This window comes from Staphylococcus aureus (assembly GCF_001027105.1).
GTDB classification, from domain to species: Bacteria; Bacillota; Bacilli; order Staphylococcales; family Staphylococcaceae; genus Staphylococcus; species Staphylococcus aureus.
Genome location: NZ_CP011526.1, coordinates 1,383,842 through 1,409,770 on the forward strand (window position 1 = coordinate 1,383,842; position 25,929 = coordinate 1,409,770).

At 32.8% G+C, this 25,929-nt stretch carries 27 protein-coding genes, 1 pseudogene and 1 riboswitch; of the genes and pseudogenes, 13 read left to right on the forward strand and 15 right to left on the reverse strand.

Annotation, left to right across the window (positions count from 1 at the left end):
• Positions 1 to 42: 42 nt before the first annotated feature.
• The 6 genes from AA076_RS06955 to AA076_RS06980 form a co-directional block, all read right to left on the reverse strand.
• A complete protein-coding gene (locus tag AA076_RS06955) occupies positions 43 to 744 on the reverse strand; it encodes an ABC transporter ATP-binding protein (RefSeq protein ID WP_000571258.1) in 702 nt (233 codons plus the stop codon).
• Complete coding sequence (locus AA076_RS06960; RefSeq protein WP_000052317.1) at positions 737 to 1,510, reverse strand: ATP-binding cassette domain-containing protein; 774 nt, start codon at positions 1,508 to 1,510, stop codon at positions 737 to 739. The genes AA076_RS06955 and AA076_RS06960 overlap by 8 nt, the downstream gene beginning before the upstream one ends.
• Positions 1,497 to 2,327, reverse strand: coding sequence for a nickel transporter permease (gene nikC / locus AA076_RS06965; protein ID WP_000548932.1), 831 nt, complete (start codon positions 2,325 to 2,327; stop codon positions 1,497 to 1,499). The genes AA076_RS06960 and nikC overlap by 14 nt, the downstream gene beginning before the upstream one ends.
• Complete coding sequence (gene nikB / locus AA076_RS06970) at positions 2,320 to 3,306, reverse strand: nickel ABC transporter permease (RefSeq protein WP_000469949.1); 987 nt, start codon at positions 3,304 to 3,306, stop codon at positions 2,320 to 2,322. Before nikB ends, nikC begins: the two co-directional genes overlap by 8 nt.
• A gap of 170 nt (positions 3,307 to 3,476) precedes the next feature.
• Positions 3,477 to 3,662: a hypothetical protein gene (locus tag AA076_RS14955; RefSeq protein ID WP_001791844.1), complete on the reverse strand. Its 186-nt coding sequence runs from the start codon at positions 3,660 to 3,662 to the stop codon at positions 3,477 to 3,479.
• Positions 3,610 to 3,954, reverse strand: a complete 345-nt coding sequence (locus AA076_RS06980) for a 6TM ABC transporter family protein (RefSeq protein WP_000171798.1) — start codon at positions 3,952 to 3,954, stop codon at positions 3,610 to 3,612. Before AA076_RS06980 ends, AA076_RS14955 begins: the two co-directional genes overlap by 53 nt.
• Before the next feature lie 204 nt (positions 3,955 to 4,158).
• Here AA076_RS06980 and pepF point away from each other — a divergent pair, with 204 nt between their 5' ends.
• Positions 4,159 to 5,973: an oligoendopeptidase F gene (gene pepF, locus AA076_RS06985; RefSeq protein ID WP_000077571.1), complete on the forward strand. Its 1,815-nt coding sequence runs from the start codon at positions 4,159 to 4,161 to the stop codon at positions 5,971 to 5,973.
• A gap of 139 nt (positions 5,974 to 6,112) precedes the next feature.
• Here the strand turns inward: pepF and phoU are convergent, their stop codons facing one another.
• The 5 genes from phoU to AA076_RS07010 all read right to left on the reverse strand — a co-directional run bounded on the left by phoU (position 6,113) and on the right by AA076_RS07010 (position 10,678).
• Positions 6,113 to 6,754 carry a phosphate signaling complex protein PhoU gene (gene phoU, locus AA076_RS06990; RefSeq protein WP_000974847.1) on the reverse strand — a complete coding sequence of 214 codons (642 nt, stop codon included), beginning with the start codon at positions 6,752 to 6,754 and terminating at the stop codon, positions 6,113 to 6,115.
• A 6-nt stretch (positions 6,755 to 6,760) separates the two neighbouring features.
• Entirely contained in the window at positions 6,761 to 7,612 is an 852-nt protein-coding gene (gene pstB, locus AA076_RS06995) for a phosphate ABC transporter ATP-binding protein PstB (RefSeq protein ID WP_000079447.1), read from the reverse strand.
• A gap of 46 nt (positions 7,613 to 7,658) precedes the next feature.
• Positions 7,659 to 8,576 (reverse strand): phosphate ABC transporter permease PstA, encoded by a 918-nt coding sequence (pstA, locus tag AA076_RS07000; protein ID WP_000450297.1) that lies wholly within the window; start codon positions 8,574 to 8,576, stop codon positions 7,659 to 7,661.
• A 1-nt stretch (position 8,577) separates the two neighbouring features.
• Positions 8,578 to 9,504, reverse strand: coding sequence for a phosphate ABC transporter permease subunit PstC (pstC, locus tag AA076_RS07005; RefSeq protein ID WP_000204625.1), 927 nt, complete (start codon positions 9,502 to 9,504; stop codon positions 8,578 to 8,580).
• A 190-nt stretch (positions 9,505 to 9,694) separates the two neighbouring features.
• Positions 9,695 to 10,678, reverse strand: a complete 984-nt coding sequence (locus tag AA076_RS07010) for a phosphate ABC transporter substrate-binding protein PstS (protein WP_000759232.1) — start codon at positions 10,676 to 10,678, stop codon at positions 9,695 to 9,697.
• A 545-nt stretch (positions 10,679 to 11,223) separates the two neighbouring features.
• Between AA076_RS07010 and AA076_RS07020 the strand changes: the two are divergent.
• A pseudogene (locus AA076_RS07020) lies at positions 11,224 to 11,514 on the forward strand (transposase); the annotation flags it as partial.
• A gap of 135 nt (positions 11,515 to 11,649) precedes the next feature.
• Here the strand turns inward: AA076_RS07020 and cvfB are convergent.
• Entirely contained in the window at positions 11,650 to 12,552 is a 903-nt protein-coding gene (gene cvfB, locus AA076_RS07025; protein WP_001162359.1) for an RNA-binding virulence regulatory protein CvfB, read from the reverse strand.
• Between the two features lie 146 nt (positions 12,553 to 12,698).
• Between cvfB and AA076_RS07030 the strand changes: the two genes are divergently transcribed.
• From AA076_RS07030 to lysA, 9 genes are all read left to right on the forward strand, one after another.
• On the forward strand, positions 12,699 to 14,300 hold the full coding sequence (locus AA076_RS07030; RefSeq protein WP_000942300.1) for an ABC-F family ATP-binding cassette domain-containing protein: 1,602 nt from the start codon (positions 12,699 to 12,701) through the stop codon (positions 14,298 to 14,300).
• A 602-nt stretch (positions 14,301 to 14,902) separates the two neighbouring features.
• Positions 14,903 to 15,078: riboswitch (Lysine riboswitch) on the forward strand.
• A gap of 81 nt (positions 15,079 to 15,159) precedes the next feature.
• A complete protein-coding gene (locus tag AA076_RS07035; protein WP_000258712.1) occupies positions 15,160 to 16,365 on the forward strand; it encodes an aspartate kinase in 1,206 nt (401 codons plus the stop codon).
• 63 nt (positions 16,366 to 16,428) lie between these two features.
• Positions 16,429 to 17,418 carry an aspartate-semialdehyde dehydrogenase gene (locus AA076_RS07040; RefSeq protein ID WP_000163531.1) on the forward strand — a complete coding sequence of 330 codons (990 nt, stop codon included), beginning with the start codon at positions 16,429 to 16,431 and terminating at the stop codon, positions 17,416 to 17,418.
• 1 nt (position 17,419) lies between these two features.
• On the forward strand, positions 17,420 to 18,307 hold the full coding sequence (gene dapA / locus AA076_RS07045) for a 4-hydroxy-tetrahydrodipicolinate synthase (RefSeq protein WP_000149257.1): 888 nt from the start codon (positions 17,420 to 17,422) through the stop codon (positions 18,305 to 18,307).
• Positions 18,304 to 19,026, forward strand: coding sequence for a 4-hydroxy-tetrahydrodipicolinate reductase (dapB, locus tag AA076_RS07050; protein ID WP_000698235.1), 723 nt, complete (start codon positions 18,304 to 18,306; stop codon positions 19,024 to 19,026). Before dapA ends, dapB begins: the two co-directional genes overlap by 4 nt.
• A 26-nt stretch (positions 19,027 to 19,052) precedes the next feature.
• Positions 19,053 to 19,772 carry a 2,3,4,5-tetrahydropyridine-2,6-dicarboxylate N-acetyltransferase gene (gene dapD / locus AA076_RS07055; protein WP_000249839.1) on the forward strand — a complete coding sequence of 240 codons (720 nt, stop codon included), beginning with the start codon at positions 19,053 to 19,055 and terminating at the stop codon, positions 19,770 to 19,772.
• Positions 19,773 to 19,914: 142 nt separating this feature from the next.
• Positions 19,915 to 21,066 (forward strand): amidohydrolase, encoded by a 1,152-nt coding sequence (locus AA076_RS07060; RefSeq protein WP_001003793.1) that lies wholly within the window; start codon positions 19,915 to 19,917, stop codon positions 21,064 to 21,066.
• 4 nt (positions 21,067 to 21,070) lie between these two features.
• Complete coding sequence (locus AA076_RS07065; RefSeq protein ID WP_000127593.1) at positions 21,071 to 22,156, forward strand: alanine racemase; 1,086 nt, start codon at positions 21,071 to 21,073, stop codon at positions 22,154 to 22,156.
• Positions 22,146 to 23,411: a diaminopimelate decarboxylase gene (gene lysA, locus AA076_RS07070; RefSeq protein WP_000216946.1), complete on the forward strand. Its 1,266-nt coding sequence runs from the start codon at positions 22,146 to 22,148 to the stop codon at positions 23,409 to 23,411. Before AA076_RS07065 ends, lysA begins: the two co-directional genes overlap by 11 nt.
• 239 nt (positions 23,412 to 23,650) lie before the next feature.
• Here lysA and msaC read toward each other — a convergent pair whose 3' ends face one another.
• From msaC to msaA, 3 genes are all read right to left on the reverse strand, one after another.
• Positions 23,651 to 24,052: a sarA expression modulator MsaC gene (gene msaC / locus AA076_RS07075; protein WP_000876201.1), complete on the reverse strand. Its 402-nt coding sequence runs from the start codon at positions 24,050 to 24,052 to the stop codon at positions 23,651 to 23,653.
• A 196-nt stretch (positions 24,053 to 24,248) separates the two neighbouring features.
• Positions 24,249 to 24,353, reverse strand: coding sequence for a cold-shock protein (locus tag AA076_RS14965; protein ID WP_078104098.1), 105 nt, complete (start codon positions 24,351 to 24,353; stop codon positions 24,249 to 24,251).
• A gap of 170 nt (positions 24,354 to 24,523) precedes the next feature.
• A complete protein-coding gene (msaA, locus tag AA076_RS07085; RefSeq protein ID WP_000269923.1) occupies positions 24,524 to 24,832 on the reverse strand; it encodes a regulatory protein MsaA in 309 nt (102 codons plus the stop codon).
• 162 nt (positions 24,833 to 24,994) lie between these two features.
• On the opposite strand from msaA, the gene AA076_RS07090 reads away from it, so the two are divergent.
• Both AA076_RS07090 and AA076_RS07095 read left to right on the forward strand, forming a co-directional pair.
• Positions 24,995 to 25,264 (forward strand): acylphosphatase, encoded by a 270-nt coding sequence (locus AA076_RS07090; RefSeq protein WP_001215907.1) that lies wholly within the window; start codon positions 24,995 to 24,997, stop codon positions 25,262 to 25,264.
• Between the two features lie 18 nt (positions 25,265 to 25,282).
• Positions 25,283 to 25,912: a 5-bromo-4-chloroindolyl phosphate hydrolysis family protein gene (locus AA076_RS07095; RefSeq protein WP_001788788.1), complete on the forward strand. Its 630-nt coding sequence runs from the start codon at positions 25,283 to 25,285 to the stop codon at positions 25,910 to 25,912.
• Positions 25,913 to 25,929 lie beyond the last annotated feature (17 nt).

The following is a 25,929-nucleotide window of genomic DNA, read 5'->3' on the forward strand; positions in this document are numbered from 1 at the left end:
TATATTTTATAACAAGTCTAGAATTATCGCATTCTTAAATAACTAATATGAAAATGCTTGCACTAATTCTTTTGTATAAGGGTGTCTATCAACATTAAATAATTCCTCTATTGCAAAATCATCGACTATCATGCCATCCTTAAGAACGATAATTCTATTAACTAAGCGTTGTAACACGGATAAATCATGAGAAATAACGATAAAATGATTTAAGTTCGTAATCGTTTGCGCTTTTAATATATTGATTACATTTTGTTCAGCTATAACATCTAAATTTGAAGTTATCTCATCACATATTAAAACGCGAGGCTGTGCTAATAACGAACGCATGACATTAAATCTTTGTAATTGTCCGCCACTCACTTCGCTTGGTAATTTAGTCAATAATTGCGCGTTTAACTCAAAAGTAGATAAATGTTGTAATAATAATTGATCCTGAGCAGTATTATCAGTTAGACCTCTGTAATAATATAACGCTTCTTTTAATGAGGTCTCAATCGTCCAATCAGGGTTAAAGCTAGTTAAAGGGTGTTGGAAAATCGGTAACACAGCATTGTCACTTAAGTAAATCTCTCCTTTAACAGGTTTAAACAAGCCAAGAACCAATGAAGCGAGCGTACTTTTACCACAGCCACTTTCGCCTAAAATACCAACATTTTCTCCATCAGGTATAGTAATATTGATATCTTGTAGCACCATCTGCTTTTTATTATAACCAAAAGTCACATGTTTTAACTCAATCATAGTAATCCCTCTTTAATTGTGTTCTATATTTAATTAGACGTTCAGTATACGGATGCAAATGCTCATACTTGAAATGATTAATATTACCTCGTTCAATGATTTGACCTTCTTTTAAAACATAAATGTACTGACAATATTTCAATACATGACTTAAGTTATGTGTGATAATAAATAATGTTTGACCATGTTCTAATACAATATGCTGTAATAAATCCATCACTTGATTACCGTTCAAAGCATCCAATGATGCAACTGGTTCGTCTGCAATGATTAATTTAGGCTCCAACATGAGAACGCTTGCTATGTATACGCGTTCAAGTTGGCCCCCAGAAAGTTGGAAACTATATTTATTTAATATATCTTTGCTTTGTAAATTAACCCACGACAAAGCCTTATCAACTTTGGACAAAGCCTCTTCTTTACTACCTTTATAATGCTTACGATAAATCGCAGTTAACTGTTTACCTAATTTAGTATGGTCGTTAAAACTTTCTGCATAATTTTGAGAAATATAGCCAATTGTATGACCATAATATTGACTCAATCTACTAACATTTTCCCCATCAAATTGGTACGAATCATACGTGCAGCTTAAATCAAATGGTAAATATTCAAGTAAAGCTTTAGCAATCAAACTTTTTCCAGCGCCGCTCTCTCCAATCAAGGCATTAATCTGTTGACTAAAAATTTTCAAATCAATCCCTTTAATAAGAGATTTCTCACTAGTATTCTTTATTGTTAAATTTTGTATATCAATGAGACTCATCATATTCACCCCGTTGTTTCAGCAATCTATCTCTTAGTGCATCACCGGTTAAATTAAAAATTAAAATAGTTATAGCAATGACTGAAGCAGGTGCAATCAACATAATTGGATGAGACGAAATAAAATCACGACCTTGTTGCAACATAGCGCCCCACTCTGGTGTTGGCGGTTGTGCACCTAACCCAATAAATGATAGTGAACTTATATATAGAATGATTTTACCGAAATCAACGACCATCAAAACGATAATAGCCGGTATAATTTTAGGTGTTAAATGACGTATTAATATTGTTCTTGTTGGTACATGAAATAATTGTGCCATTTTTATATAAGGCTTATTCATTTCGCTATTAACTATACTTCTAGTCAACCTTGTGTAATTCATCCATTTTATTAATGTAATTGAGATAACTAAATTCCATAAAGATGGTTGAAAAAAACTTGCTAAAGCAATCATGATGATAAATTCTGGAATACTTAGACCAACATCAATAAACCTTAACACTAATCGTTCAATCCACCCTTTTTTGTATCCGGCAAATAGACCTAGTGTAACACCTATGACAACGATAGCTATTAATGTTAAAACAGTAACAAACAATGTTGAACGTGCACCGATAATAATTCGGGTAAATAAATCTCTCCCATAATCATCAGTTCCTAATAAATGCAACCAACTAATAGGTTCAAAAGTTTGTGATAAATTGACTTTGGTTGCATTTTCACTACTGACAAAGAATTGCAGTACAATTACCACAAAAATAAATGCAACGAATACAAAAAATATCAGGTTATTCTTTGAAAATATTTTATGCATGACGGTCACTACTTTCTGATATCAATGGTGTATTGGTTTTGATTTTTGGATTTCCTAATTGTAAACGCTGCTTCGGATCAAGTAATAACGTTAATAAATCAGCAATCGTATTGATAATAACAACGAAGAAGCCAATAAATAACACGCATCCTTGAATAACAGGATAATCTCGAGATTTAATACTATCCATTAATAGATAACCAATACCAGGTATATCAAATAAATTTTCAATCACTACAGTACCACCTATTAGACTGCCAAGTGAAATCCCTAGTAATGGGATAATCGGCAAAATTGTTGGTTTTAGTAAATCATGAATTAAAATATAACGTTCATTCATACCGCGTAATCTTGATGCTTGTACGATATTACTTTGCAATAACATCAATAAATTAGAACGCACTAAACGAATGATGTATGCACACATACCTAAAGATAGCGTGATTACAGGTAATATAAACTGACTTAGTATAACGCTATCTATATTCATTAAATTTGTGACAATAAATAATAAAATAATACCGATAAAGAACGCTGGTAAACTAATCGATAGTGTTGAGATCACTCTAATCACTTTATCCGTCCACTTATGAAATCGTTTGGCTGCTATAATGCCGAGCGGTATAGATATGCATAACGACACTACTAATGTTGAAAATGATATGAGTAATGTTATGGGTGCATAGTTGAATAATATCTGTGTTACCGGTTCTTTTGATTCAAAACTTTTTCCTAAATTAAAATGTAATAAATGATTCATCCAATGCCACCACTGTACCAATAAAGAATCATTTAATCCCAATTTATCTTTGGTTGCATTTATTTGTTCCGTCGACACTTGTGCTACATCAAGATGTAATATTTTATCAACAGGATTGCCTGGTGATAATTTCATTAAAATGAATGTAAGTGTAGAAATAACAAATAAAACAACTATCATTTGCATCAGTCTATACAACATAGACTTTATTATGAACATAATAGTCCCCCTCCTTGTGTAAGTTACTAACACTTTCTTTTTACATGAGAATGGCGCATGTATATGCAACTTACATATTAAGAACTAACGTTCATTATAGTATTATCCATAAAGAAATTGAAGTATATTTAATTTTTTAACAAAATCATTATAAAATATAATATTTTGAATCAAGTCAACCATGTAAAATATAAAAAAGTCAAAACAAAAACAACTATAGCACTGTATTCCATCTCTTTCGAAATAATTGTTACTGCAGTGTAACTTAAAAGTCGATGATTTTGTGCATATAGTTGTCGAATATTATTTTTTATCTTTACGGCGAAGTTCAGCGCCCTCATAGCCGTATTTTTCAATTTGCTTTTCTAATTTACGCGCTTTTCTTTCTTTACGCCAATTTCTAGTAAAATACCATAATAGAAAACTAATTAATAAACTCATAATCGCTAAAAATGCAGCGTATCCTAATAATGGTTGATATTTTATATCTTGAAAATTTGGAATAAAAAATGCAAGCACACCTAATATAACAAATGTAATTACTGCAGATACAAACCATTTATTTAAAACTAAGCAACAGAATATTGTTAATAAAATCATTATTAATGTTGTGATCCATAAATAATTAGGCATATCGAATAATGTCATATTCATTCTCCTTTTATTTCATTACTTTCCTTGTATACATTTTATTATAAATTTTTAAAAACTTAAACAATAGCAGTCAGTTTCAAGCAATATTCTATCTACTAATAGAAAAATCATTGTTCCTTGCGACATGGAAATCGTAACATTATCGTTTAGGAGACAAAATTATGTATAATGAATGTATTATACCAAAGGAGTGATTATATGTCTCAAGGTTTACCTTTAAGAGAAGATGTTCCTGTTTCAGAAACATGGGATTTAGTAGACTTATTTAAAGATGATCAACAATATTATGAAAGTATTGACGCTCTAGTACAACAAGCAAATCAATTTCATCATACATATGCAACAACATTAAATTCAATCGAACAAATTAATACTGCTTTAGCTGAATTAGAAAATATTTTAATTGCCTTAGATCGCTTAAGTAATTATGCAGAACTACGTTTAAGTGTAGATACTAGTAATATCGAGGCACAAGTATTGAGCGCTAAATTATCTACTACATACGGTAAAATTGTTAGCCAATTATCATTTGTAGAGTCAGAAATACTTGAATTACCAGAAGAAATACTTCAACAATTAGAAGAATCATGTCCATATCAACACTATATTAAACAGTTAATAAAACAAAAGCCATTCCAATTATCTGCGTCGGTAGAACAAGTATTAGCAACTTTATCACCTACGCTAAACAGTCCTTACGATTTATACGGCACGACAAAAATGCTAGATATTACATTCGATTCATTTGAACATGATGGTACAACGTACCCTGTCGACTATGCTACGTTTGAAAATGATTATGAAGATAATAAAGATCCTGAGTTTAGACGTAAAAGTTTCAAATCGTTTAGCGATGGGATTCGAAAATATCAGCATACTACCGCGGCTACATATAATATGCAAGTACAACAAGAAAAAATTGAAGCTGATTTACGTGGATTTGAATCAGTCATCGATTATTTATTACATAGTCAAGAAGTAACGCGTGATATGTTTGACCGTCAAATCGATATGATTATGCGTGACTTGGCACCAGTTATGCAGAAATATGCTAAACTTTTACAACGTATTCACGGATTAGATAACATGCGTTTTGAAGACTTGAAGATTTCTGTAGACCCTGATTATGAACCAGAGATTTCAATTGAAGACTCAAAAAATTATATTTTCGGTGCGTTAAGTGTTTTAGGTGATGACTATACAAACATGTTACGTGAAGCATACGATCAGCGATGGATTGATTTTGCACAAAATAAAGGTAAAGATACAGGCGCATTTTGTGCAAGTCCATACTTTACACATTCATATGTGTTTATTTCTTGGACTGGTAAAATGGCTGAAGCATTTGTCTTAGCACATGAATTAGGTCATGCAGGTCATTTTACATTAGCTCAAAAACATCAACCATATCTTGAATCAGAAGCATCAATGTACTTTGTTGAAGCCCCTTCTACAATGAATGAAATGTTGATGGCCAATTATTTATTTAACACAAGTGATAATCCAAGATTTAAGCGTTGGGTTATTGGCTCAATTTTATCTAGAACATATTATCATAATATGGTTACCCATTTATTAGAAGCTGCTTATCAACGTGAAGTGTATCACAAAGTAGATCAAGGTGAATCTTTAAATGCGCCGACATTAAATGAAATAATGCTAAATGTTTATAAACAATTTTTTGGAGATGCAGTAGACATGACTGAGGGTGCTGAATTAACATGGATGCGTCAACCTCATTACTATATGGGATTATATTCGTATACGTATTCTGCTGGCTTAACAATCGGAACTGTCGTTTCTCAAAAGATTAAAAATGAAGGCCAACCAGCTGTTGATGCTTGGTTAGAAACATTGAAAAAAGGTGGTAGTGTATCACCTGTCGAACTTGCAAACATTGCAGGTGTAGACATTACTACAGAACAGCCACTTAAATCTACAATTCAATATATTTCTGATTTAGTCGATGAAGTTGAAAAATTAACAGATGAAATTGAGCAAGCAAATAACTAAGATGCGAGACAATTTATAGTAGAACAATATAAACCAAGATTTTCACATTACTAATTGTGAGAATCTTGGTTTTTTTGAGGGTTTATGAATAATAGAAATATATATTTATCGTAAGGGATTTTATAGTAATAACTTTAAGTTATTGTTCGTAATGTGTACCTGTTAAATAAAAATAAACACTTTCAGCGATGTTAATAATATGATCACCAATACGTTCTAAATGTCTTGCTGCTAAATGAGCTTGTGCAGCGACAAATGGATCGTTATCAATAAGATACGTTGCGTTAATAATATGACTATATAAGTCATCGATATCTTCATCACGCTCAATTATTTCTCTTATTAATACGGTATCTTTCTTTTTAAATGCTTGATCTAAGTCCTTTAACATTAACATAGCTAATTTACCCATTGTCTTTAAACGGGTTAACACATAATCATCTGTAATCTTTGTACGCAATCGAATATTGGCAATACTCGAGGCATTATCTCCTATTCTTTCTAAATCGGAGGCGATTTTTAATGAAGAAATCATCATACGCAAATCACTCGCAATGGGCTGTTGCTTTGTAATTAACATGATAACTCGCTCATTAATATCATAATTTAATTGATTGATATGTTTATCGTTTTTAACTGTTTGTCGTGCAAAGCCTCTATCGTCAATACTTAATGATTTTATACCATTTTCAATACTCACATAGACATTTGCACCTAACCGACGTAATTCTTTTATTAAATCATCAAGTTGCTCCTGATATCGTTGTCTAATTATTGCCATTATATATCAACCAAACCTTCCTGAAATATAATCTTCTGTTTTCTTGTTTGATGGGTTAGAGAAAATTTTATCAGTATCATCATATTCATTGACATAACCATTTAAGAAAAATGCAGTTTTATCTGATACACGAGCTGCTTGTTGCATATTATGTGTAACCATAATAATTGTATACTTTTCTTTTAGTTCTTGAACCAACTCTTCTACTCTTAATGTTGAGATTGGATCTAATGCTGATGTCGGTTCATCCATTAAAATGACTTCAGGTTCAATTGCTAAACAACGCGCGATACAAACACGTTGTTGTTGCCCACCGGATAAACTATATGCATTTGTGTGCAACCTATCCTTTAATTCATCCCAAATTGCAGCGCCACGTAATGATTTCTCAACGATTTCATCAAGAACTTTTTTATTTTTAATACCGTGAATCTTTGGACCGTAAGTAATATTATCGTATATTGATTTTGGAAATGGATTAGGTTGTTGAAAGACCATGCCCACATTTGTACGTAATTGTTCTTTAGAATATTTTTGATCAAAAATGTCTTGATCTCGATATAATATTTTACCAGCTGTTTTCACAGAAGGTACTAACTCAACCATTCGATTCAAAGTTTTAATATATGTTGATTTGCCACAACCAGATGGACCTATAATGGCAGTAATTTGGTTTTCATAAATATCTAAATTAATATTTTGTAATGCATGATTTTCGCCATACCATAAGTCTAAATTTTGTGTTGAATATATAACAGAATGTGAGTTTGTATCATCTGGTGTTTTATGATGACTTTGTGAGACATCAAACGTATGACTTTGAGATATTTGTTTAGTTTGTGCAAGTGTTTGCGCCATATTTAAAACTCCCTTTTTAATAGATAAATGAGATTGATTGTTTAAATTAGAATTTTTTACTAAATTTGTTACGTAAAATAATCGCAACGCCATTCATTAAGATTAAGATAACTAGTAAAACGATAATGCCTGCCGATGCAACATTCTGGAATTCTTCTTGAGGCATTTTCGCCCAAGTAAATATTTGGATAGGTAATGCTGAAAATTGATCCAATATACTTCTAGGTGTTGCCAATAATATAGTCGGTATACCGATTAGCACAAGTGGCGCTGTTTCTCCCAGTGCTCTTGAAAGAGACAAAATGAATCCAGTTAAAATACCAGGTAACGCTGCTGGTAAGACAACACGTCTTATCGTTTGCCATTTATTAGCACCTAAGCCGTAAGAAGCTTCGCGTACTGAGTTAGGTACAGCTCTAATTGCTTCCTGACTTGAAACAATAATAATTGGTAATATCAGTAAGGTCATTGTTAGCGCTGCTGCCAATATACTGTTACCCATTTTCAAGGCTTCAATCCCTGCACCACCAACGAACAAAGTATAACCTAATAACCCAAATACAACTGATGGTACACCAGCTAAATTGGAAATACTGATTTTAACAAACTGAGTAAATTTGTTGTTTTTCGCATATTCTTCTAAGTATATAGCTGTACCTATTCCTAGGATGATTGATAATGGAATGATACTTAACATTAACCAAAGTGAACCGATTAACGCGCCTTTAACGCCAGCCATAGATGGTGTTGAAGAAGAAAAATTAGTGAAAAACTGTAAATTTAAATGACTTACCCCTTTAATCAATGTTTGAGTTAACAACGCAATAAGTACGACAAGTCCTAATAATGTACATGCTAAAAATATGAGTTTGAACACTTTATTTTTAACCGTTCTGGATGATAAATGTTTTTGGACAAGTTGTTGATCGACGAGTGATTGTCTATTATTATCTGTCGTTTCCATATTAATACTCCTCCCTAAAACGCTTAGAAATCCACTGAGAAAGTAAATTCATGATTAAGGTAAAGATAAATAGTGTGAACCCTACAGCATAAATACTGTAATAAATATTTGATCCAAATGTTGCATCACCTGTCGCTATCTCAACAATATATCCAGTCATTGTTTGAATCGAACTTGTTAAACTTAATGAAGCTGTTGGCGAACTACCTGCCGCTAATGATACAATCATCGTTTCTCCAATTGCTCTTGAAATCGCGAGAACGATTGAAGCTACAATACCTGATGTTGCTGCGGGAAGTACGACTTTAGTTGCTACTTCTAATTTAGTTGCTCCAAGTCCATAGGCACCTTCTCGAATTTTATTTGGTACAGATGCCATTGCATCCTCACTCAAACTTGTGATGAGAGGGACAATCATAATACCGACAACTAAGCCGGGACTTATAGCATTAAACTCTCCAAGACCTGGTATGAAAGATCTTAATACTGGTGTAACAAAGGTTAATGCAAAGAAACCAAACACAATTGTTGGTATTCCTGCTAAAATTTCTAATATCGGTTTAATTATGCGTCGTGCACGGTCACTTGCATATTCACTTAAATAAATTGCTGCACCAAGCCCGACTGGAACTGCAAATATAGTCGCAATAACTGTGATTTTTAAAGTCCCTATTATCAATGCCCAGATACCAAACTTAGGGTCTGAACCGGTAGGATTCCAAGTAGTAGAAAATAGAAATTCAGTTATTGGAATTCTGGTGAAAAAAGTGATGGTTTCTAAAAGCAATGTGATTAATATACCTAGTGTTGTTAAAATGGAAATCGCTGAAATTGCGGCTAAAATAACTGGTATAATTTTGTCATTATGCTTTCCTTTTTTATTATTATTTTTTTCGATTAAAGCTTTAACATTAGTAGATGAAGTCATAATCAAACCTCTTTCTATTACTCCCAAAATAATTAGATTTGTAAAATAATGATGAACCACTATTTTAAGTTGATAAGCTTGTAGACTAACTGAATGTCAAAATCAGCGTCTCGATAAATCAAGCTTTGTACTCTAAATAATGATTCACCATCAAAATCATGTTTCAAGACACATTTGAAATTGCGTCTTATTATTTTTTGTCTTCAGACTTTTTATCATCAGATTTCTTGTCGTCTGATTTTTGATTTTTATCAATAAATGCTTTTAAATCATCTAATTGTGATTTGTATGTTTTCTCTGGTGCTGCTACATATCCAGCTTCTTCAGCTGCTTTACCTTTATCTTCTAAGACGAATTTGATAAATTCTGACATTACTTTATTATCTTTCAATGCTTTTTCATTTACATAAATGAATAATGGTCTACTTAATGCATAAGAGTTATCTTGAATTGTTTTTTTCGTAGGCTCTGTTGCTTTACCATTTTCATCTTTGATTTTAACTTCTTTTAATTTATCTTTATTTTGTACGTAGAAGTTATATCCAAAGTATCCGATTCCCTCTTTGTTTTTCGTTACAGAAGAAACGATAGCATTTGTATCAGCATTTTTTTCTGCTTTAATATCTTCTTTATTCATTACTTCATTTTCAAAGAAGTCATAAGTACCATGACTTGAGTTTGGTGATACAGCATTTATTTTTTTATCTGGCCATTTACTATTAACATCTTTCCATGTTTTAGCTTTTCCAGAATAAATTGCTTTTAATTGCTGTTTGTCTAATTCATCTACAAAATCATTTTCTTTATTTACAGCAACCGTTACACCATCTTGCGCAATTTTGAATTCTTTGTATTTGATATTCTTATCTTGTAATTTTTGCTTCTCTTCATCTTTAATTGGTCTAGAAGCATCAGCGAAGTCGATATCTCCTGCAATGAATTTTTGGAAACCAGCACCTGTACCAGCTTGTCCTGCTGAGATTTTAGCATCCGAGTGATCTTGAGCCCATTTTTCATTTAATTTCTCCACAATTGGTGCTACTGTTGATGAGCCATCACCTTTAGCTTCCCCTTTTAAATCACTATTACCACTGCCACCATTACCGCCACCACAAGCACCTAATAATAGTGTTGCACCTAAAGCTGTAGTACCAACAAATTGCCATTTTTTCATTGAAATATCCTCCCTGTATGAACAACAAATAGTATTTGTATTGATTACATCTTTATCTTAACCTTGAATTATTAACCTCATTTTTAGAAACTGTAAATGTTACATAAAAAATTGTTAAGAAAATGTAAATATTAATTTTTGTTAATCTAAAAAATATTGCTTCATTAGTAAAATTAAAATGCTTCCTGAAAAATTATCGAAATTTAAATATGAATACAAAAATGGCTGGGACATAAATCCCTAAAAAAACAGCAGTAAGATAATTTTCAATTAGAAAATATCTTACTGCTGTTCTCTATTTATACAATACTTCGTATTGAATGGCTTCGCTTTGCCCGTCTGTCACATTACTGTAAAATTCTATAAATAGAATTTTTGATGACGGGTCCCTTCCTAGGGTGCCGTCTCAGCCACCCCAACCGGCACATTGTTGTAAGCTGACTATATGTCAGCTTCTGTGTTGGGGCCCCTGTCTTCGACTGGCACTGCTCCCTCAGGAGTCTCGCCATTAATACTACGTATTAACATGTAATTTTACTTTGAAATACATTAAAGCCCAAATTAATCAAAAGCTTTCTGAACCAGAAACGAAAAAAATCTATAGTCATAGAAAAATTTATGTAGAGCCTGTTTTTGGATTTATGAAGGCTATTTTGGGTTTCACTCGAATGTCAGTTCGAGGAATAAATAAAGTTAAACGAGAGCTAGGTTTTGTATTAATGGCACTTAATATAAGGAAAATAGCAGCTCAACGAGCTGTACATTATAAAATACATATCAAAAAAGCTGATTTCCATCAAATAATTAATAGAAATCAGCTTTTTTACATTGCCTAAGAACTTAATGTCCCAGCCTATTCGTTTGAATTATTTAATTTTTTACTTTGAAAGGAATGTTTAAAAAACTACTTCATCTGTCCGATTTAATATTGAATAAAAAAAACACGCATCCTACGACACGTGTAAAAATGATTATTCTTTTGAGTCCATTCGACTCCAACCTTTTTTAGTTAAAGCGATTTTACCTGTTTCTATATTAATAATCTTCTGTTTATATAAGTGACCGATTGCACGTTTGAATGAACCTTTACTCATATTGAATACTTCTTTAATCGCTTCAGGGCTTGATTTGTCCCAGAATGGTAATTCACCATCATATTCAACTAGTAAATCAAAGATGACTTGGCCGTCATCGTCTAAACGTTCATGTGCAAGTGGTAAAAATGAACCATTTAACTCACCTTTATCATTATGCCCGATAATTCTAACTTGAACAGATTCACCTAATCTTGGTTCAGCTTTACGTTCTGATTCATGTACGAAAATTTTGTAACCTGATTCGCTTAATAAAAAGCTACCAATTCGTAATACGCGGTAAGGTTTGGCTTCAATGACTTCGTTTTTTAAATTATCGTCGTGTACAGGTGTAAACATATTTTCTACAACAGATTCACTCGCTAAACGTCCATACATATGATTCTCACGGTCAATTCGTAATGTAACTAGCAAATAATCACCAGGTTGTGGCCATAGTGATTTCACTTTTGGTAAATCTTCCCATGGTACTAACACTTCACGGGGTAATCCAACATCTATACGTGCCCCATCGCGATCCGTTTTAAGTACTTTAGCAAAGTCATATTTATCTTTCGTAATATCAGGCATATTTTGAGTTGCAAATAATTCACCTGAACGGTTTGGATAAATGAAGAAACTATATTCTTCACCTACTTCTAATTCATCATCATCGTTCATTTCTGATTGGTTTAACTTTACGTTTTCACCGTTTGGTCCTTTTAAAAGGTAAGTTGAACCTTGTAACCCTACTACTTCAAGGAATTCTATAGAACCTACTATATCTTTGTCTAATGCCATGTTATTCTCCTTCGATTCTTGTATTCTTTATTATTATAACATGTGTGAGTCATTCTATCATTACAACTTATATGAGGTCGAAACTGTGACGATAATATGATATAATTCTTCCGTTAGAATATCGAATGAAAAAAAGGAGAAAATGCATGTTACAAGTAACTGATGTGAGTTTACGTTTTGGAGATCGTAAACTATTTGAAGATGTAAATATTAAATTTACAGAAGGTAATTGTTATGGATTAATTGGTGCGAATGGTGCAGGTAAATCAACATTCTTAAAAATATTATCTGGTGAATTAGATTCTCAAACAGGACATGTTTCATTAGGGAAAAATGAACGTCTAGCTGTTTTAAAACAGGACCACTATGCTTATGAAGATGAACGCGTGCTTGATGTTGTAATTAAAGGTCACGAACGTCTTTATGAGGTTATGAAAGAAAAAGATGAAATCTATATGAAGCCAGATTTCAGTGATGAAGATGGTATCCGTGCTGCTGAACTTGAAGGTGAATTTGCAGAAATGAATGGTTGGAATGCTGAAGCTGATGCTGCTAACCTTTTATCTGGTTTAGGTATCGATCCAACTTTACACGATAAAAAAATGGCTGAATTAGAAAACAACCAAAAAATTAAAGTATTATTAGCGCAAAGTTTATTCGGTGAACCAGACGTACTATTACTGGATGAGCCTACTAACGGTCTCGATATTCCAGCAATCAGTTGGTTAGAAGATTTCTTAATTAACTTTGATAATACTGTTATCGTAGTATCGCATGACCGTCATTTCTTAAATAATGTATGTACTCATATCGCTGATTTAGACTTCGGTAAAATTAAAGTTTATGTTGGTAACTATGATTTTTGGTATCAATCTAGTCAGTTAGCTCAAAAGATGGCTCAAGAACAAAACAAGAAAAAAGAAGAAAAAATGAAAGAGTTACAGGACTTTATTGCTCGTTTCTCAGCTAACGCTTCTAAATCTAAACAAGCAACAAGTCGTAAAAAACAACTCGAGAAAATTGAATTAGATGATATTCAACCATCATCAAGAAGATATCCTTTCGTTAAATTCACACCTGAGCGCGAAATCGGTAATGACTTACTAATCGTTCAAAATCTATCTAAAACGATTGACGGTGAAAAAGTATTAGATAATATTTCATTCACAATGAATCCAAATGATAAAGCAATTTTAATTGGGGATAGTGAAATTGCGAAAACCACATTGCTTAAAATATTAGCCGGTGAAATGGAACCAGACGAAGGTTCATATAAATGGGGTGTAACAACGTCATTAAGTTACTTCCCTAAAGATAACTCAGAATTCTTTGAGGGCGTTAATATGAACCTTGTAGATTGGTTAAGACAATACGCACCAGAAGATGAGCAAACTGAAACATTTTTACGCGGCTTCTTAGGCCGTATGCTATTTAGTGGAGAAGAAGTTAAGAAAAAAGCTAGTGTACTTTCAGGTGGAGAAAAAGTACGTTGTATGCTAAGTAAAATGATGTTATCAAGTGCAAACGTTCTTTTACTTGATGAACCAACAAACCACTTAGACTTAGAAAGTATTACTGCTGTTAATGATGGACTTAAATCATTCAAAGGTTCTATTATCTTTACTTCATATGACTTTGAATTTATCAATACAATCGCAAACCGTGTTATCGATTTAAATAAACAAGGTGGCGTTTCAAAAGAAATTCCATATGAAGAATATTTACAAGAAATCGGCGTTTTAAAATAAACATAATATGTAGAATTTCTTTTCGAAAATCTCTGTATTGAGGCCCGACCAACTTGCACATTATTGTAAGTTGGCTTACTGTCACCTTCTATATTGGGACTTATTCCGCAACTTGTATTGTTTGTAGAAATTAGGAATCCAATTTCTCTATGTGTTGCACCGACAAGGATTGAAAAAAGCTAGCTACAAAGTCATTTTCATTCAGTCAACTACTGTCAATATAACATTGCAGGGCCTAGGGCATTGATTCATGTCCGAGACTATATTCAATTTAATAGACATTAACTGGGCGTCTCGATGCTAATATTTATAGCATCGAGGTGTCCTTTTTATTTTATTTTTTAACACATCAGCATAGTGAACACCCCTTCTCTAAATTACAAATACAGTTATCAACGCATTAAAAGAGTACATTTATTTAATGTGCATATTGATTATGCTATAAGTATTTTGAATTTTATTTTTCAAAAAGTCTCATTATCACCACCTTTTAAAATATAAGCAACGCTATAACTTGAATTTTCAGGTTATTCCAAAAAATCTAAATTATCGGTTTACATTCATATTTGTCATATGTATAATGAACACATACCAATTTAATAATATTTTGATGAGGCGCATCAATCATGAGTAAAGTTTAGATTACTGTCTGCTAACAGCTAAATTTGAAAGGGTGCGATGCCGAAGCAATTATAATAGCAGTTATAATTTGTTGGACTTTTTGGTTAAGAGCTGAGAGTTTGTCATTATTTAAAAATAATGGAGTGCATCACTTGTATATAGATTAAGAGCAAGTTCGCATTCCGAACTTGTTCTTTTTTTATTATTGTGTGCCCTTCCTAACAATTAGGAGGATTATATGGTAACAAGAAGTGTGTTGAAATTTGGCGGATCATCCGTCAGTGATTTTACAAAAATAAAAAGGATCGCTGAAATGTTAAAGGAGCGAGTCAATCAAGATGAACAATTAATTGTCGTTGTAAGTGCTATGGGTAACACAACAGATCAATTAATGACGAATGTATCAACCTTGACTAAAGCACCAAAACAACAAGAACTGGCATTATTATTGACAACCGGAGAGCAACAAACTGTATCTTATTTATCAATGGTATTAAATGATATCGGTATGAATGCCAAAGCAATGACTGGCTATCAAGCGGGTATTAAAACCATTGGCCATCATTTAAAAAGTAAAATTGCTCAAATTAATCCTCAAACATTTGAACAAGCCTTTCAAGAAAACGATATTTTAGTAGTTGCTGGATTTCAAGGCATCAATGAACATCAGGAATTAACAACTTTAGGCAGAGGTGGTTCTGATACGACCGCTGTGGCACTTGCTGTTAGTAATCAAATACCTTGTGAAATTTATACCGACGTTGATGGTGTGTATGCCACTGACCCAAGACTTTTACCAAAGGCTAAACGACTAGACATCGTCTCATATGAAGAAATGATGGAAATGAGCGCTTTAGGTGCTGGTGTACTTGAAACAAGAAGTGTTGAATTAGCTAAAAACTATAATATCCCTTTATATTTAGGAAAAACTTTATCGAACGTGAAAGGAACATGGATTATGTCAAATGAAGAAATATTAGAGAAAAAAGCAGTTACTGGTGTGGCTTTGGATAAACATATGATGCATGTAACAATTAGTTATCCCCTACCTGACAATCAGCTACTTACCCAACTATTTACGGAACTTGAAGAAGGTGCTGTAAATGTTGATATGATTTCACAAATCGTCAACTTGGATGGGCTACAACTATCCTTCACGATTAAAGATAGTGATTTTCATCAAATTTCTATGATTCTTGAAACATTAAAGAATCAATATGAAGCATTAGCTTATAAAATCAATGAGCATTATGTCAAAATTTCATTAATTGGCTCAGGCATGCGTGATATGTCAGGTGTGGCATCAAAAGCATTTTTGACATTAATTGAAAATAATATACCTTTCTACCAAACAACAACATCTGAAATAAGTATTTCATACGTCATTGATGATTTTAATGGGCAACAAGCGGTAGAAAAACTATATGACGCATTTAACATTTAATGGTAAAATGATTGTTAAAATATTCTAAAAATTGGAAATTATTATAAAATGGAGTGACAAGTTATGACAAAGTTAGCAGTTGTGGGTGCAACAGGATTAGTAGGTACAAAAATGTTGGAGACATTAAATCGTAAAAATATTCCTTTCGATGAATTAGTATTATTTTCATCAGCACGTTCTGCAGGGCAAGAAGTTGAATTTCAAGGAAAAACATATACAGTTCAAGAATTAACTGATGCTCGTGCAAGTGAACATTTCGATTATGTATTAATGAGTGCTGGTGGCGGTACAAGCGAACACTTTGCCCCACTTTTTGAAAAAGCTGGTGCAATCGTTATAGACAATTCAAGTCAATGGCGTATGGCAGAAGATATTGATTTAATCGTTCCGGAAGTCAATGAACCTACATTTACAAGAGGTATCATTGCCAATCCAAACTGCTCTACGATTCAATCTGTTGTACCTCTAAAAGTATTGCAAGATGCTTATGGTTTAAAACGAGTGGCATATACAACATATCAAGCTGTATCAGGTTCAGGGATGAAAGGTAAGAAAGATTTAGCTGAAGGTGTAAATGGTAAAGCACCAGAAGCATATCCACATCCAATTTATAATAATGTGTTACCGCATATTGATGTGTTTTTAGAAAACGGATATACAAAAGAAGAACAAAAAATGATTGATGAGACGAGAAAAATTTTAAATGCGCCAGACTTAAAAGTAACAGCAACATGCGCACGTGTGCCTGTTCAAGATAGTCATAGTGTTGAAATTGATGTAACGCTTGACAAAGAAACAACAGCAGAAGATATTAAAGCGTTATTTGATCAAGATGACCGCGTTGTTTTAGTAGACAATCCAGAGAACAATGAATATCCAATGGCAATCAATTCTACTAATAAAGATGAAGTGTTTGTTGGCCGTATACGTAGAGATGATTCATTAGAAAATACTTTCCATGTATGGTGTACATCAGACAATTTATTAAAAGGTGCTGCATTAAATGCTGTACAAGTATTGGAACAAGTTATGCGTTTAAAAGGAGCGAATTAAAATGACACATTTATTTGAGGGTGTTGGCGTTGCACTTACAACCCCTTTTACAAATAACAAAGTTAATATTGAAGCTTTGAAAACACACGTTAATTTTTTACTAGAAAATAATGCCCAAGCAATCATCGTTAATGGAACTACTGCTGAGAGCCCTACTTTAACAACAGATGAAAAAGAACGCATTCTAAAAACAGTTATTGATCTTGTAGATAAACGTGTTCCTGTCATAGCAGGAACTGGCACTAATGATACTGAAAAGTCAATCCAAGCTTCAATCCAAGCTAAAGCCTTAGGGGCTGATGCAATTATGTTAATTACGCCCTACTACAACAAAACGAACCAACGTGGTTTAGTCAAACACTTTGAAGCGATTGCAGATGCTGTGAAATTACCAGTCGTGCTGTACAATGTTCCTTCAAGAACGAACATGACAATTGAACCAGAAACTGTAGAAATATTAAGTCAACATCCTTATATAGTTGCTTTAAAAGATGCTACGAATGATTTTGAGTATTTAGAAGAAGTGAAAAAGCGCATTGATACAAATTCATTTGCATTATATAGTGGCAATGATGACAACGTCGTCGAATACTATCAACGTGGCGGTCAAGGGGTTATCTCTGTTATTGCCAATGTCATTCCTAAAGAATTTCAAGCGTTATACGATGCTCAACAAAGTGGATTAGATATTCAAGATCAATTTAAACCAATCGGCACACTGTTATCAGCTTTATCAGTTGATATTAACCCAATTCCTATTAAAGCTCTAACAAGTTATTTAGGATTTGGAAATTATGAATTACGTCTACCATTGGTTAGCCTAGAAGATACAGATACTAAAGTGCTTCGTGAAACATATGACACATTTAAAGCGGGTGAAAATGAGTGAAAATATTACTAATTGGCTATGGCGCAATGAATCAACGCGTTGCTAGATTAGCAGAAGAAAAAGGACATGAAATCGTTGGGGTCATTGAAAATACACCGAAAGCAACAACGCCATATCAACAATATCAACATATTGCAGATGTTAAAGGTGCCGATGTTGCAATAGATTTTTCAAATCCAAATCTGCTTTTCCCTTTATTAGATGAAGATTTTCATTTGCCATTAGTTGTGGCAACAACTGGCGAGAAAGAAAAACTACTTAATAAGTTAGATGAATTGAGTCAAAATATGCCTGTGTTTTTCAGCGCGAACATGAGTTATGGCGTTCATGCATTGACTAAAATTTTAGCAGCTGCTGTTCCCCTACTTGATGATTTCGACATCGAATTGACTGAGGCACATCATAATAAAAAAGTAGATGCACCAAGTGGTACGTTAGAAAAATTGTATGATGTGATCGTATCTTTGAAAGAAAATGTAACACCTGTGTATGATAGACATGAATTAAATGAAAAACGCCAGCCACAAGATATTGGTATACATTCTATTCGTGGAGGTACGATTGTCGGTGAACATGAAGTTCTATTTGCTGGCACTGATGAAACGATTCAAATCACGCATCGTGCACAATCAAAAGATATTTTTGCGAATGGTGCAATACAAGCAGCAGAACGCTTAGTTAATAAACCAAACGGCTTTTATACGTTTGACAACTTATAAACATATTAAAGGAGATCGATTATTTTATGGTACAACATTTAACAGCTGAAGAAATTATTCAATATATAAGTGATGCTAAAAAGTCTACACCAATAAAAGTATATTTAAATGGTAATTTTGAAGGCATCACATATCCAGAAAGTTTTAAAGTATTTGGTTCAGAACAATCTAAAGTAATCTTTTGTGAAGCGGATGATTGGAAACCTTTTTACGAAGCATATGGTAGTCAATTCGAAGATATAGAAATTGAAATGGATCGTCGCAATTCTGCTATTCCATTAAAAGACTTAACAAATACGAATGCACGAATTGAACCAGGTGCGTTTATTAGAGAACAAGCCATTATTGAAGATGGTGCTGTCGTTATGATGGGCGCAACAATTAATATTGGCGCAGTCGTTGGCGAAGGTACAATGATTGATATGAATGCTACTCTCGGTGGTCGTGCTACAACTGGTAAAAATGTACATGTAGGGGCTGGCGCAGTATTAGCAGGTGTGATTGAACCCCCTAGTGCTTCACCGGTTATAATCGAGGATGATGTATTAATCGGTGCAAATGCAGTTATTTTAGAAGGTGTACGTGTTGGTAAAGGTGCTATTGTTGCAGCTGGCGCGATTGTGACACAAGATGTACCAGCTGGTGCAGTTGTTGCTGGTACACCTGCAAAAGTGATTAAGCAAGCTTCTGAAGTACAAGATACTAAAAAAGAGATTGTAGCAGCATTAAGAAAACTGAATGACTAGTGACGTCAACGTATAATAATTTCAAGGTTGAGATACGATTATGTCTCAACCTTATTGTTTAGCATTGAATAAACTTATGATCACAAATTTCGAAATACGTTACACTATTTATATAGTAATTTAACACAAAGGATTGATAATTATGAATGAATTAGAATTTGTTACGAAACATCGCCGTCATTTACATCAACATCCTGAATTAAGCTTACATGAATTTGAAACAACTGCTTATATTAAAGCGTTTTTAGATAGTTTAAATATTAAATACGATTGCCCATTGGAAACTGGCGTCATTGCATACTTAGAAGGTAATGGCTCACATACGATAGCGTATAGAGCTGATATTGATGCGTTACCTATTTTAGAGGAAAATGATGTGCCTTATCGCAGTCAATCTGATCATGTGATGCATGCTTGTGGACATGATGGTCATACAACTGCATTAATGCTTTTTGTACAACGTTGCAAAGACATGCAAGATGCAGGTCAATTACCGCAAAATGTCGTTTTCATTTTCCAACCTGCAGAAGAAACTGGTGGCGGTGCAAATCGATTAATAAAAGCCGGTGCCTTTGATAAGTATCCAATTGAAGCGGTATTTGGTATTCATGTTAACCCATTTGCTGATGAAGGCATTGCAGTGATAAGAGATGAAGAAATTACGGCCAGCGCAACAGAGTATCGCTTTTTCTTAACAGGCCTGTCAAGTCATGTTGCTGATAAAGAACAAGGTCATTCTTGTGGTGAAGCATTACAACATGTATTAACTCAAATATCACAAATTCAACAATTTCACCTTAACGGTTTGAAACGAAATATTGTTCATATTGGTCATTTTAAAGCTGGTGAAGCGATTAACACTGTACCAAGTAATGGCTATTTAGAAGGTACTATTCGTACATATGATATTGATGATTTAACAATCGTTAAAAATCAAATGCACAAGATAGCAGAAAGTGTCAAGCTTCTGTTTAATGTAGATTGTGAAGTTAAATTTGCAGAAGGTTATCCCCCTACAATCAATAGTCCGAAATTACGTACTCAAATAGAGGACGCCTTAATAAAAGCTGATTTAAATGTCTATGACAAACCAACGCCATTCTTATTTGGGGAAGATTTTAGTTTTTATGGTCAACAACTAGCTCCAGCTTACTTTGTTTTTATAGGAACACGAAATGAAGATAAAGGTTTTGTAACTGGTTTGCACACATCACATTTAAATTTTGATGAAAAAGTGTTAATAAACGTGGTTAATTTTTACGAAAATTTATTAAATAATTACAAAGAGGTGTAATACATTGACAGCAACATGGTCTGTAAATAAGAAAATATTTTTACAAAATGCAATCACAGTCAAAAACAATCAGCCATTAATGGCAGTTGTTAAAAATAATGCATATCACTATGACCTAGAATTTGCTGTAACTCAGTTTATCCATGCAGGTATAGATACATTTAGCACAACATCACTACGAGAAGCAATTCAAATTAGACAACTTGCTCCAGATGCAACAATCTTTTTAATGAATGCAGTTTACGAGTTTGATTTAGTCCGTGAACATCAAATACACATGACTTTGCCGTCGTTGACATATTACTATAACCATAAAAATGATTTAGCTGGTATTCATGTTCACTTAGAATTTGAAAATTTATTACATCGGTCTGGATTTAAAGATTTAAACGAAATTAAAGAAGTATTGAAAGATCACCATCATAATCAAAATGCAAAAATGATTATTAGTGGTTTATGGACCCATTTTGGATATGCTGATGAATTCGATGTGTCAGATTATAATGTTGAACGTTCACAATGGATGGAAATTGTTGAAGCACTTTTATCTGAAGGTTATCAGTTCGACCTAATCCATGCTCAAAATAGTGCGAGTTTTTATCGGGAAGGACAAATATTACTACCCCACCATACACATGCGCGTGTAGGTATTGCGTTATACGGTTCAAGACCATATAGTTCACTGAATCAACATGATATAGTTCAGTCATTAACTTTAAAAGCACATGTTATTCAAGTGCGCGAAGTACAAGCTGGTGATTATTGCGGTTATAGCTTTGCCTTTGAAGTGACTAAAAACAATACAAAATTAGCTGTAGTTGATATCGGTTATGGCGATGGAATTTTAAGAACTCGTGCTAAACATGAAGCACTTATCAATGGTAAACGCTACCCGATACGTGCATTAATGATGAGCCATATGTTTGTTGAAGTAGATGGCAATGTACATGCACAAGATGAAGTTATTCTTTATAATAATGATATCCGCATCGATGAATATACCTTTAAAGGTGTTGGTGCAAATTCTGAACAATTAAGTGCTATGAATCATGATTCTTTAAAAAAGGAGTACATTTCAAATGACTGTTAAATATAATCAAAATGGCGAATTAACAATGGATGGTATTAGTTTAAAAACGATTGCACAAAGCTTTGGTACACCTACCATTGTTTATGATGAACTACAAATTAGAGAACAGATGCGCCGTTACCATCGCGCATTTAAAGATAGTGGATTAAAATACAATATTTCATACGCCTCAAAGGCATTTACTTGCATTCAAATGGTCAAACTTGTAGCTGAGGAAGATTTACAGTTAGATGTTGTTTCTGAAGGTGAATTATATACAGCTTTAGAAGCAGGTTTTGAACCGAGTCGCATCCATTTCCATGGTAACAATAAAACGAAACATGAAATTAGGTATGCTTTAGAAAATAATATCGGTTATTTTGTTATAGATTCATTAGAAGAAATTGAATTAATAGACCGCTATGCTAATGATACGGTTCAAGTTGTATTACGAGTTAATCCAGGTGTTGAAGCACATACACACGAATTTATTCAAACTGGGCAAGAAGATAGTAAGTTTGGATTATCAATTCAATATGGCTTAGCTAAAAAAGCAATTGACAAAGTCCAACAATCTAAACACTTAAAATTAAAAGGTGTACATTGTCATATTGGTTCACAGATTGAAGGTACAGAAGCATTTATTGAAACTGCTAAAATTGTTTTACGTTGGCTTAAAGAGCAAGGCATTCAAGTTGAATTATTAAACCTTGGTGGTGGCTTTGGTATTAAATATGTTGAAGGTGACGAAAGTTTCCCTATCGAAAGTGGTATTAAAGATATTACAGACGCAATAAAATCCGAAATTAAAGTTCTAGGTATAGATGCACCAGAAATAGGTATTGAACCGGGACGATCAATTGTAGGTGAAGCTGGCGTTACTTTATATGAAGTTGGAACCATTAAAGAAATTCCAGAGATTAATAAATATGTTTCAATCGATGGCGGTATGAGTGATCATATCAGAACTGCACTTTATGACGCAAAGTATCAAGCATTGCTTGTTAATAGAAATGAAGAAGCAGATGACAGTGTAACTATAGCTGGAAAATTATGTGAGTCTGGTGATATCATTATTAAAGACGCTAAATTACCTTCATCAGTCAAACGTGGAGACTATCTTGCTATATTATCAACTGGTGCATATCATTACTCTATGGCATCCAATTACAATCAAATGCAAAAGCCTTCTGTGTTTTTCTTAAAAGATGGCAAAGCACGTGAAGTTATAAAGCGACAATCGTTAAGACAACTCATTATTAATGATACAAAATAAAAATAAACAAAGTAATCCCCGAAGCACAGAAAATTATACTGTGACTCGGGGAATTTTTATGCATTATAGATGACTGTAGAAAACATGCTTGGACATATACTCTAAAAAAGGAAGAACAGCACATTTTTAGTTAGAAAGTATTTATTTCTTTTTGTCATTAATCCTTTATATTTAGTTAGCCCTATTCAACTAATTTAAAGCATCATATACATACCACACTTTAAACAAGCATCATGAAATTAGATTTTATGCTTTACTTGCTTTTTCAAATAATATAAAACGATAAGAATTAACAACAAATATAATGTATAAAACAGAATTTCATCAAATCCAAAATCTTTACTTGTAATTAATACATCAATATCTTCTAATTCCATCATCTCTGCTTTAATATAATTATTAAACTTTGGCAAAGTCATTAAATGTACATTGTAAATATAGTAATAAAAGTCGATAAATATGATGTTAAAAAATATGTATGTTTTATCAATATTAGTTTTGAAAAATAGTATCCCAGAAATCATTATCGGAATCACTAATACAATCATCATTGCTGCTAAAATATTAATATTTAATCCAATTGCAGATAATACACCGAAAACTAATAAATTAGCAACTAAACTAAGGATAAGATATTTCATAAAATCACCTCGTCGTTGTACACCATAATTATATTATATAAATATATTTTTCTATTGCAAACAATGTTGGTGATATAAAAAAAGAGTTCTCAATTTGGTTGAGAAACTCATCGCGTTAAGTATTTGTAATAAGCATATAAAAACACCTTACTTCTTGGTAAGGTGTTAGTTAAAATCAATGATTCAAATCTAAGAATTATAGTTTAACAACGTTTGCAGCTTGTGGACCGCGGTCGCCTTCAACTTCGATAAAGCCGAATCCTTTTTCAGCGTTAAACCATTTAACTGTACCTTGTTTCATAATCTGAAACCTCCAAGACTAAAATTCATTCAATATGCTTATTCGCATATTACAAAAAATACATGCAAATTTCACTCAAATATTCTTTGCAATATGGAATAATCATCTGCTTAACTTGTATTATAGTGCAGTTATTACCAAATTGCAATACAATAATAAAAAATATTCATTTAATCAATTATTGGTAGTTTATAATATACTTCATTATTTTGTAAAACAATGAAACTATAAAATATTTGTAAATCCTCTTCACAATCTTCGCAATAGTTCATGTCACAATTATTATAAAATGCATAAATATTATATTTGCCTGTGACATAGTTATCGAACTGAACTTTACATTGATTAATCAATTGTTGATAGTGCTTAAACATGTCATCAAAATCTTGATATTGATATTTTTCAACAATGTTTTCTGGCCAGTCACTGAATAACCACCATCCCTCATAATCGGCTCTAATTTTGGTAACTGTCCACATTATTAAAGACCCCTTCCATACTTCAAAAACTCTATACTTATTTTTATACCTTTATCCTCTGAAAATCAAGTTTGACGACTTGAAACAAACAAAGTAGTAACTATAGTAATTATTAGTTTTTTTAAGTAAAACTACGTATAATAACATTATGAGGTGGTAAAAATGAGACATATACATTTACAAGTATTCGGACGCGTTCAAGGCGTCGGATTTAGATATTTTACACAACGCATTGCAATGAACTATAACATTGTCGGTACTGTTCAAAATGTAGATGACTATGTAGAGATATATGCACAAGGGGATGACGCAGATATAGAGAGATTTATTCAAGGTGTAATTGAAGGTGCCTCACCAGCATCAAATGTAACAAGCCATCAACTTGAAGAGTTAGAACTAAATCAAAAATTATCGGATTTTCGATCAATATAAAATGCTAAATAAAGGAAGATGACAGTGAGATATAATATTTCTCATATATTTGGGGTGTTAGTGGGAATTCCTGTAGCGTTTTTAACAAGCATATTTGGGATGATTGCACTTGATGTATCTTTTTTAATTGATATGTCTATTGGTATTGTTGGCTTTTTAATGACATACCTACCGATACAAAAACTCACTTCACGCAAATATTTAAACGAAATTGGTTTGACTAGAAAAGACTATCGCTATATTCGAAATCAGTTAAATCATACACACCAAAAACTTAGAGGTATTTTAAAAACGTATGTCAATATAAGATCAATTAAAGATTTTAGGCAGATTAATGATATATACCAAATTTCACGTTCTATTTATACGACAGTTAGACAGAGACCTGCATCATTTTATAAAGTTGAAGGCTTTTTTTATTCTCATATTGATAATGCTTTAAATTTGGTTGATGCATATACACGTCTAGCAAAAATGCCCAAAAAATCAATTAATGAACAGCAAAAGTTAGAACAAACACGAATTACTTTGGATGAGGTCAAACGAACATTAATCGCTGATTTAAAGCGTCTCAACGAAGATGATTATGAACGTTTAGATATTGAAATGGAATTAAATAAGTTACATCAAAAACATCATCAAGATTGATGTAAAATAGCAACTAT

What these genes read in the sequence shown, in the direction of transcription:
- AA076_RS06955 (WP_000571258.1), bottom strand. Translation starts at nt 744, where the DNA reads ATGATTGAGTTAAAACATGTGACTTTTGGTTATAATAAAAAGCAGATG.
- AA076_RS06960 (WP_000052317.1), bottom strand. Translation starts at nt 1,510, where the DNA reads ATGAGTCTCATTGATATACAAAATTTAACAATAAAGAATACTAGTGAG.
- nikC (WP_000548932.1), bottom strand. Translation starts at nt 2,327, where the DNA reads ATGCATAAAATATTTTCAAAGAATAACCTGATATTTTTTGTATTCGTT.
- nikB (WP_000469949.1), bottom strand. Translation starts at nt 3,306, where the DNA reads ATGTTCATAATAAAGTCTATGTTGTATAGACTGATGCAAATGATAGTT.
- AA076_RS06980 (WP_000171798.1), bottom strand. Translation starts at nt 3,954, where the DNA reads ATGACATTATTCGATATGCCTAATTATTTATGGATCACAACATTAATA.
- pepF (WP_000077571.1), top strand. Translation starts at nt 4,159, where the DNA reads ATGTCTCAAGGTTTACCTTTAAGAGAAGATGTTCCTGTTTCAGAAACA.
- phoU (WP_000974847.1), bottom strand. Translation starts at nt 6,754, where the DNA reads ATGGCAATAATTAGACAACGATATCAGGAGCAACTTGATGATTTAATA.
- pstB (WP_000079447.1), bottom strand. Translation starts at nt 7,612, where the DNA reads ATGGCGCAAACACTTGCACAAACTAAACAAATATCTCAAAGTCATACG.
- pstA (WP_000450297.1), bottom strand. Translation starts at nt 8,576, where the DNA reads ATGGAAACGACAGATAATAATAGACAATCACTCGTCGATCAACAACTT.
- pstC (WP_000204625.1), bottom strand. Translation starts at nt 9,504, where the DNA reads ATGACTTCATCTACTAATGTTAAAGCTTTAATCGAAAAAAATAATAAT.
- AA076_RS07010 (WP_000759232.1), bottom strand. Translation starts at nt 10,678, where the DNA reads ATGAAAAAATGGCAATTTGTTGGTACTACAGCTTTAGGTGCAACACTA.
- cvfB (WP_001162359.1), bottom strand. Translation starts at nt 12,552, where the DNA reads ATGGCATTAGACAAAGATATAGTAGGTTCTATAGAATTCCTTGAAGTA.
- AA076_RS07030 (WP_000942300.1), top strand. Translation starts at nt 12,699, where the DNA reads ATGTTACAAGTAACTGATGTGAGTTTACGTTTTGGAGATCGTAAACTA.
- AA076_RS07035 (WP_000258712.1), top strand. Translation starts at nt 15,160, where the DNA reads ATGGTAACAAGAAGTGTGTTGAAATTTGGCGGATCATCCGTCAGTGAT.
- AA076_RS07040 (WP_000163531.1), top strand. Translation starts at nt 16,429, where the DNA reads ATGACAAAGTTAGCAGTTGTGGGTGCAACAGGATTAGTAGGTACAAAA.
- dapA (WP_000149257.1), top strand. Translation starts at nt 17,420, where the DNA reads ATGACACATTTATTTGAGGGTGTTGGCGTTGCACTTACAACCCCTTTT.
- dapD (WP_000249839.1), top strand. Translation starts at nt 19,053, where the DNA reads ATGGTACAACATTTAACAGCTGAAGAAATTATTCAATATATAAGTGAT.
- AA076_RS07060 (WP_001003793.1), top strand. Translation starts at nt 19,915, where the DNA reads ATGAATGAATTAGAATTTGTTACGAAACATCGCCGTCATTTACATCAA.
- lysA (WP_000216946.1), top strand. Translation starts at nt 22,146, where the DNA reads ATGACTGTTAAATATAATCAAAATGGCGAATTAACAATGGATGGTATT.
- msaC (WP_000876201.1), bottom strand. Translation starts at nt 24,052, where the DNA reads ATGAAATATCTTATCCTTAGTTTAGTTGCTAATTTATTAGTTTTCGGT.
- AA076_RS14965 (WP_078104098.1), bottom strand. Translation starts at nt 24,353, where the DNA reads ATGAAACAAGGTACAGTTAAATGGTTTAACGCTGAAAAAGGATTCGGC.
- msaA (WP_000269923.1), bottom strand. Translation starts at nt 24,832, where the DNA reads ATGTGGACAGTTACCAAAATTAGAGCCGATTATGAGGGATGGTGGTTA.
- AA076_RS07090 (WP_001215907.1), top strand. Translation starts at nt 24,995, where the DNA reads ATGAGACATATACATTTACAAGTATTCGGACGCGTTCAAGGCGTCGGA.
- AA076_RS07095 (WP_001788788.1), top strand. Translation starts at nt 25,283, where the DNA reads ATGACAGTGAGATATAATATTTCTCATATATTTGGGGTGTTAGTGGGA.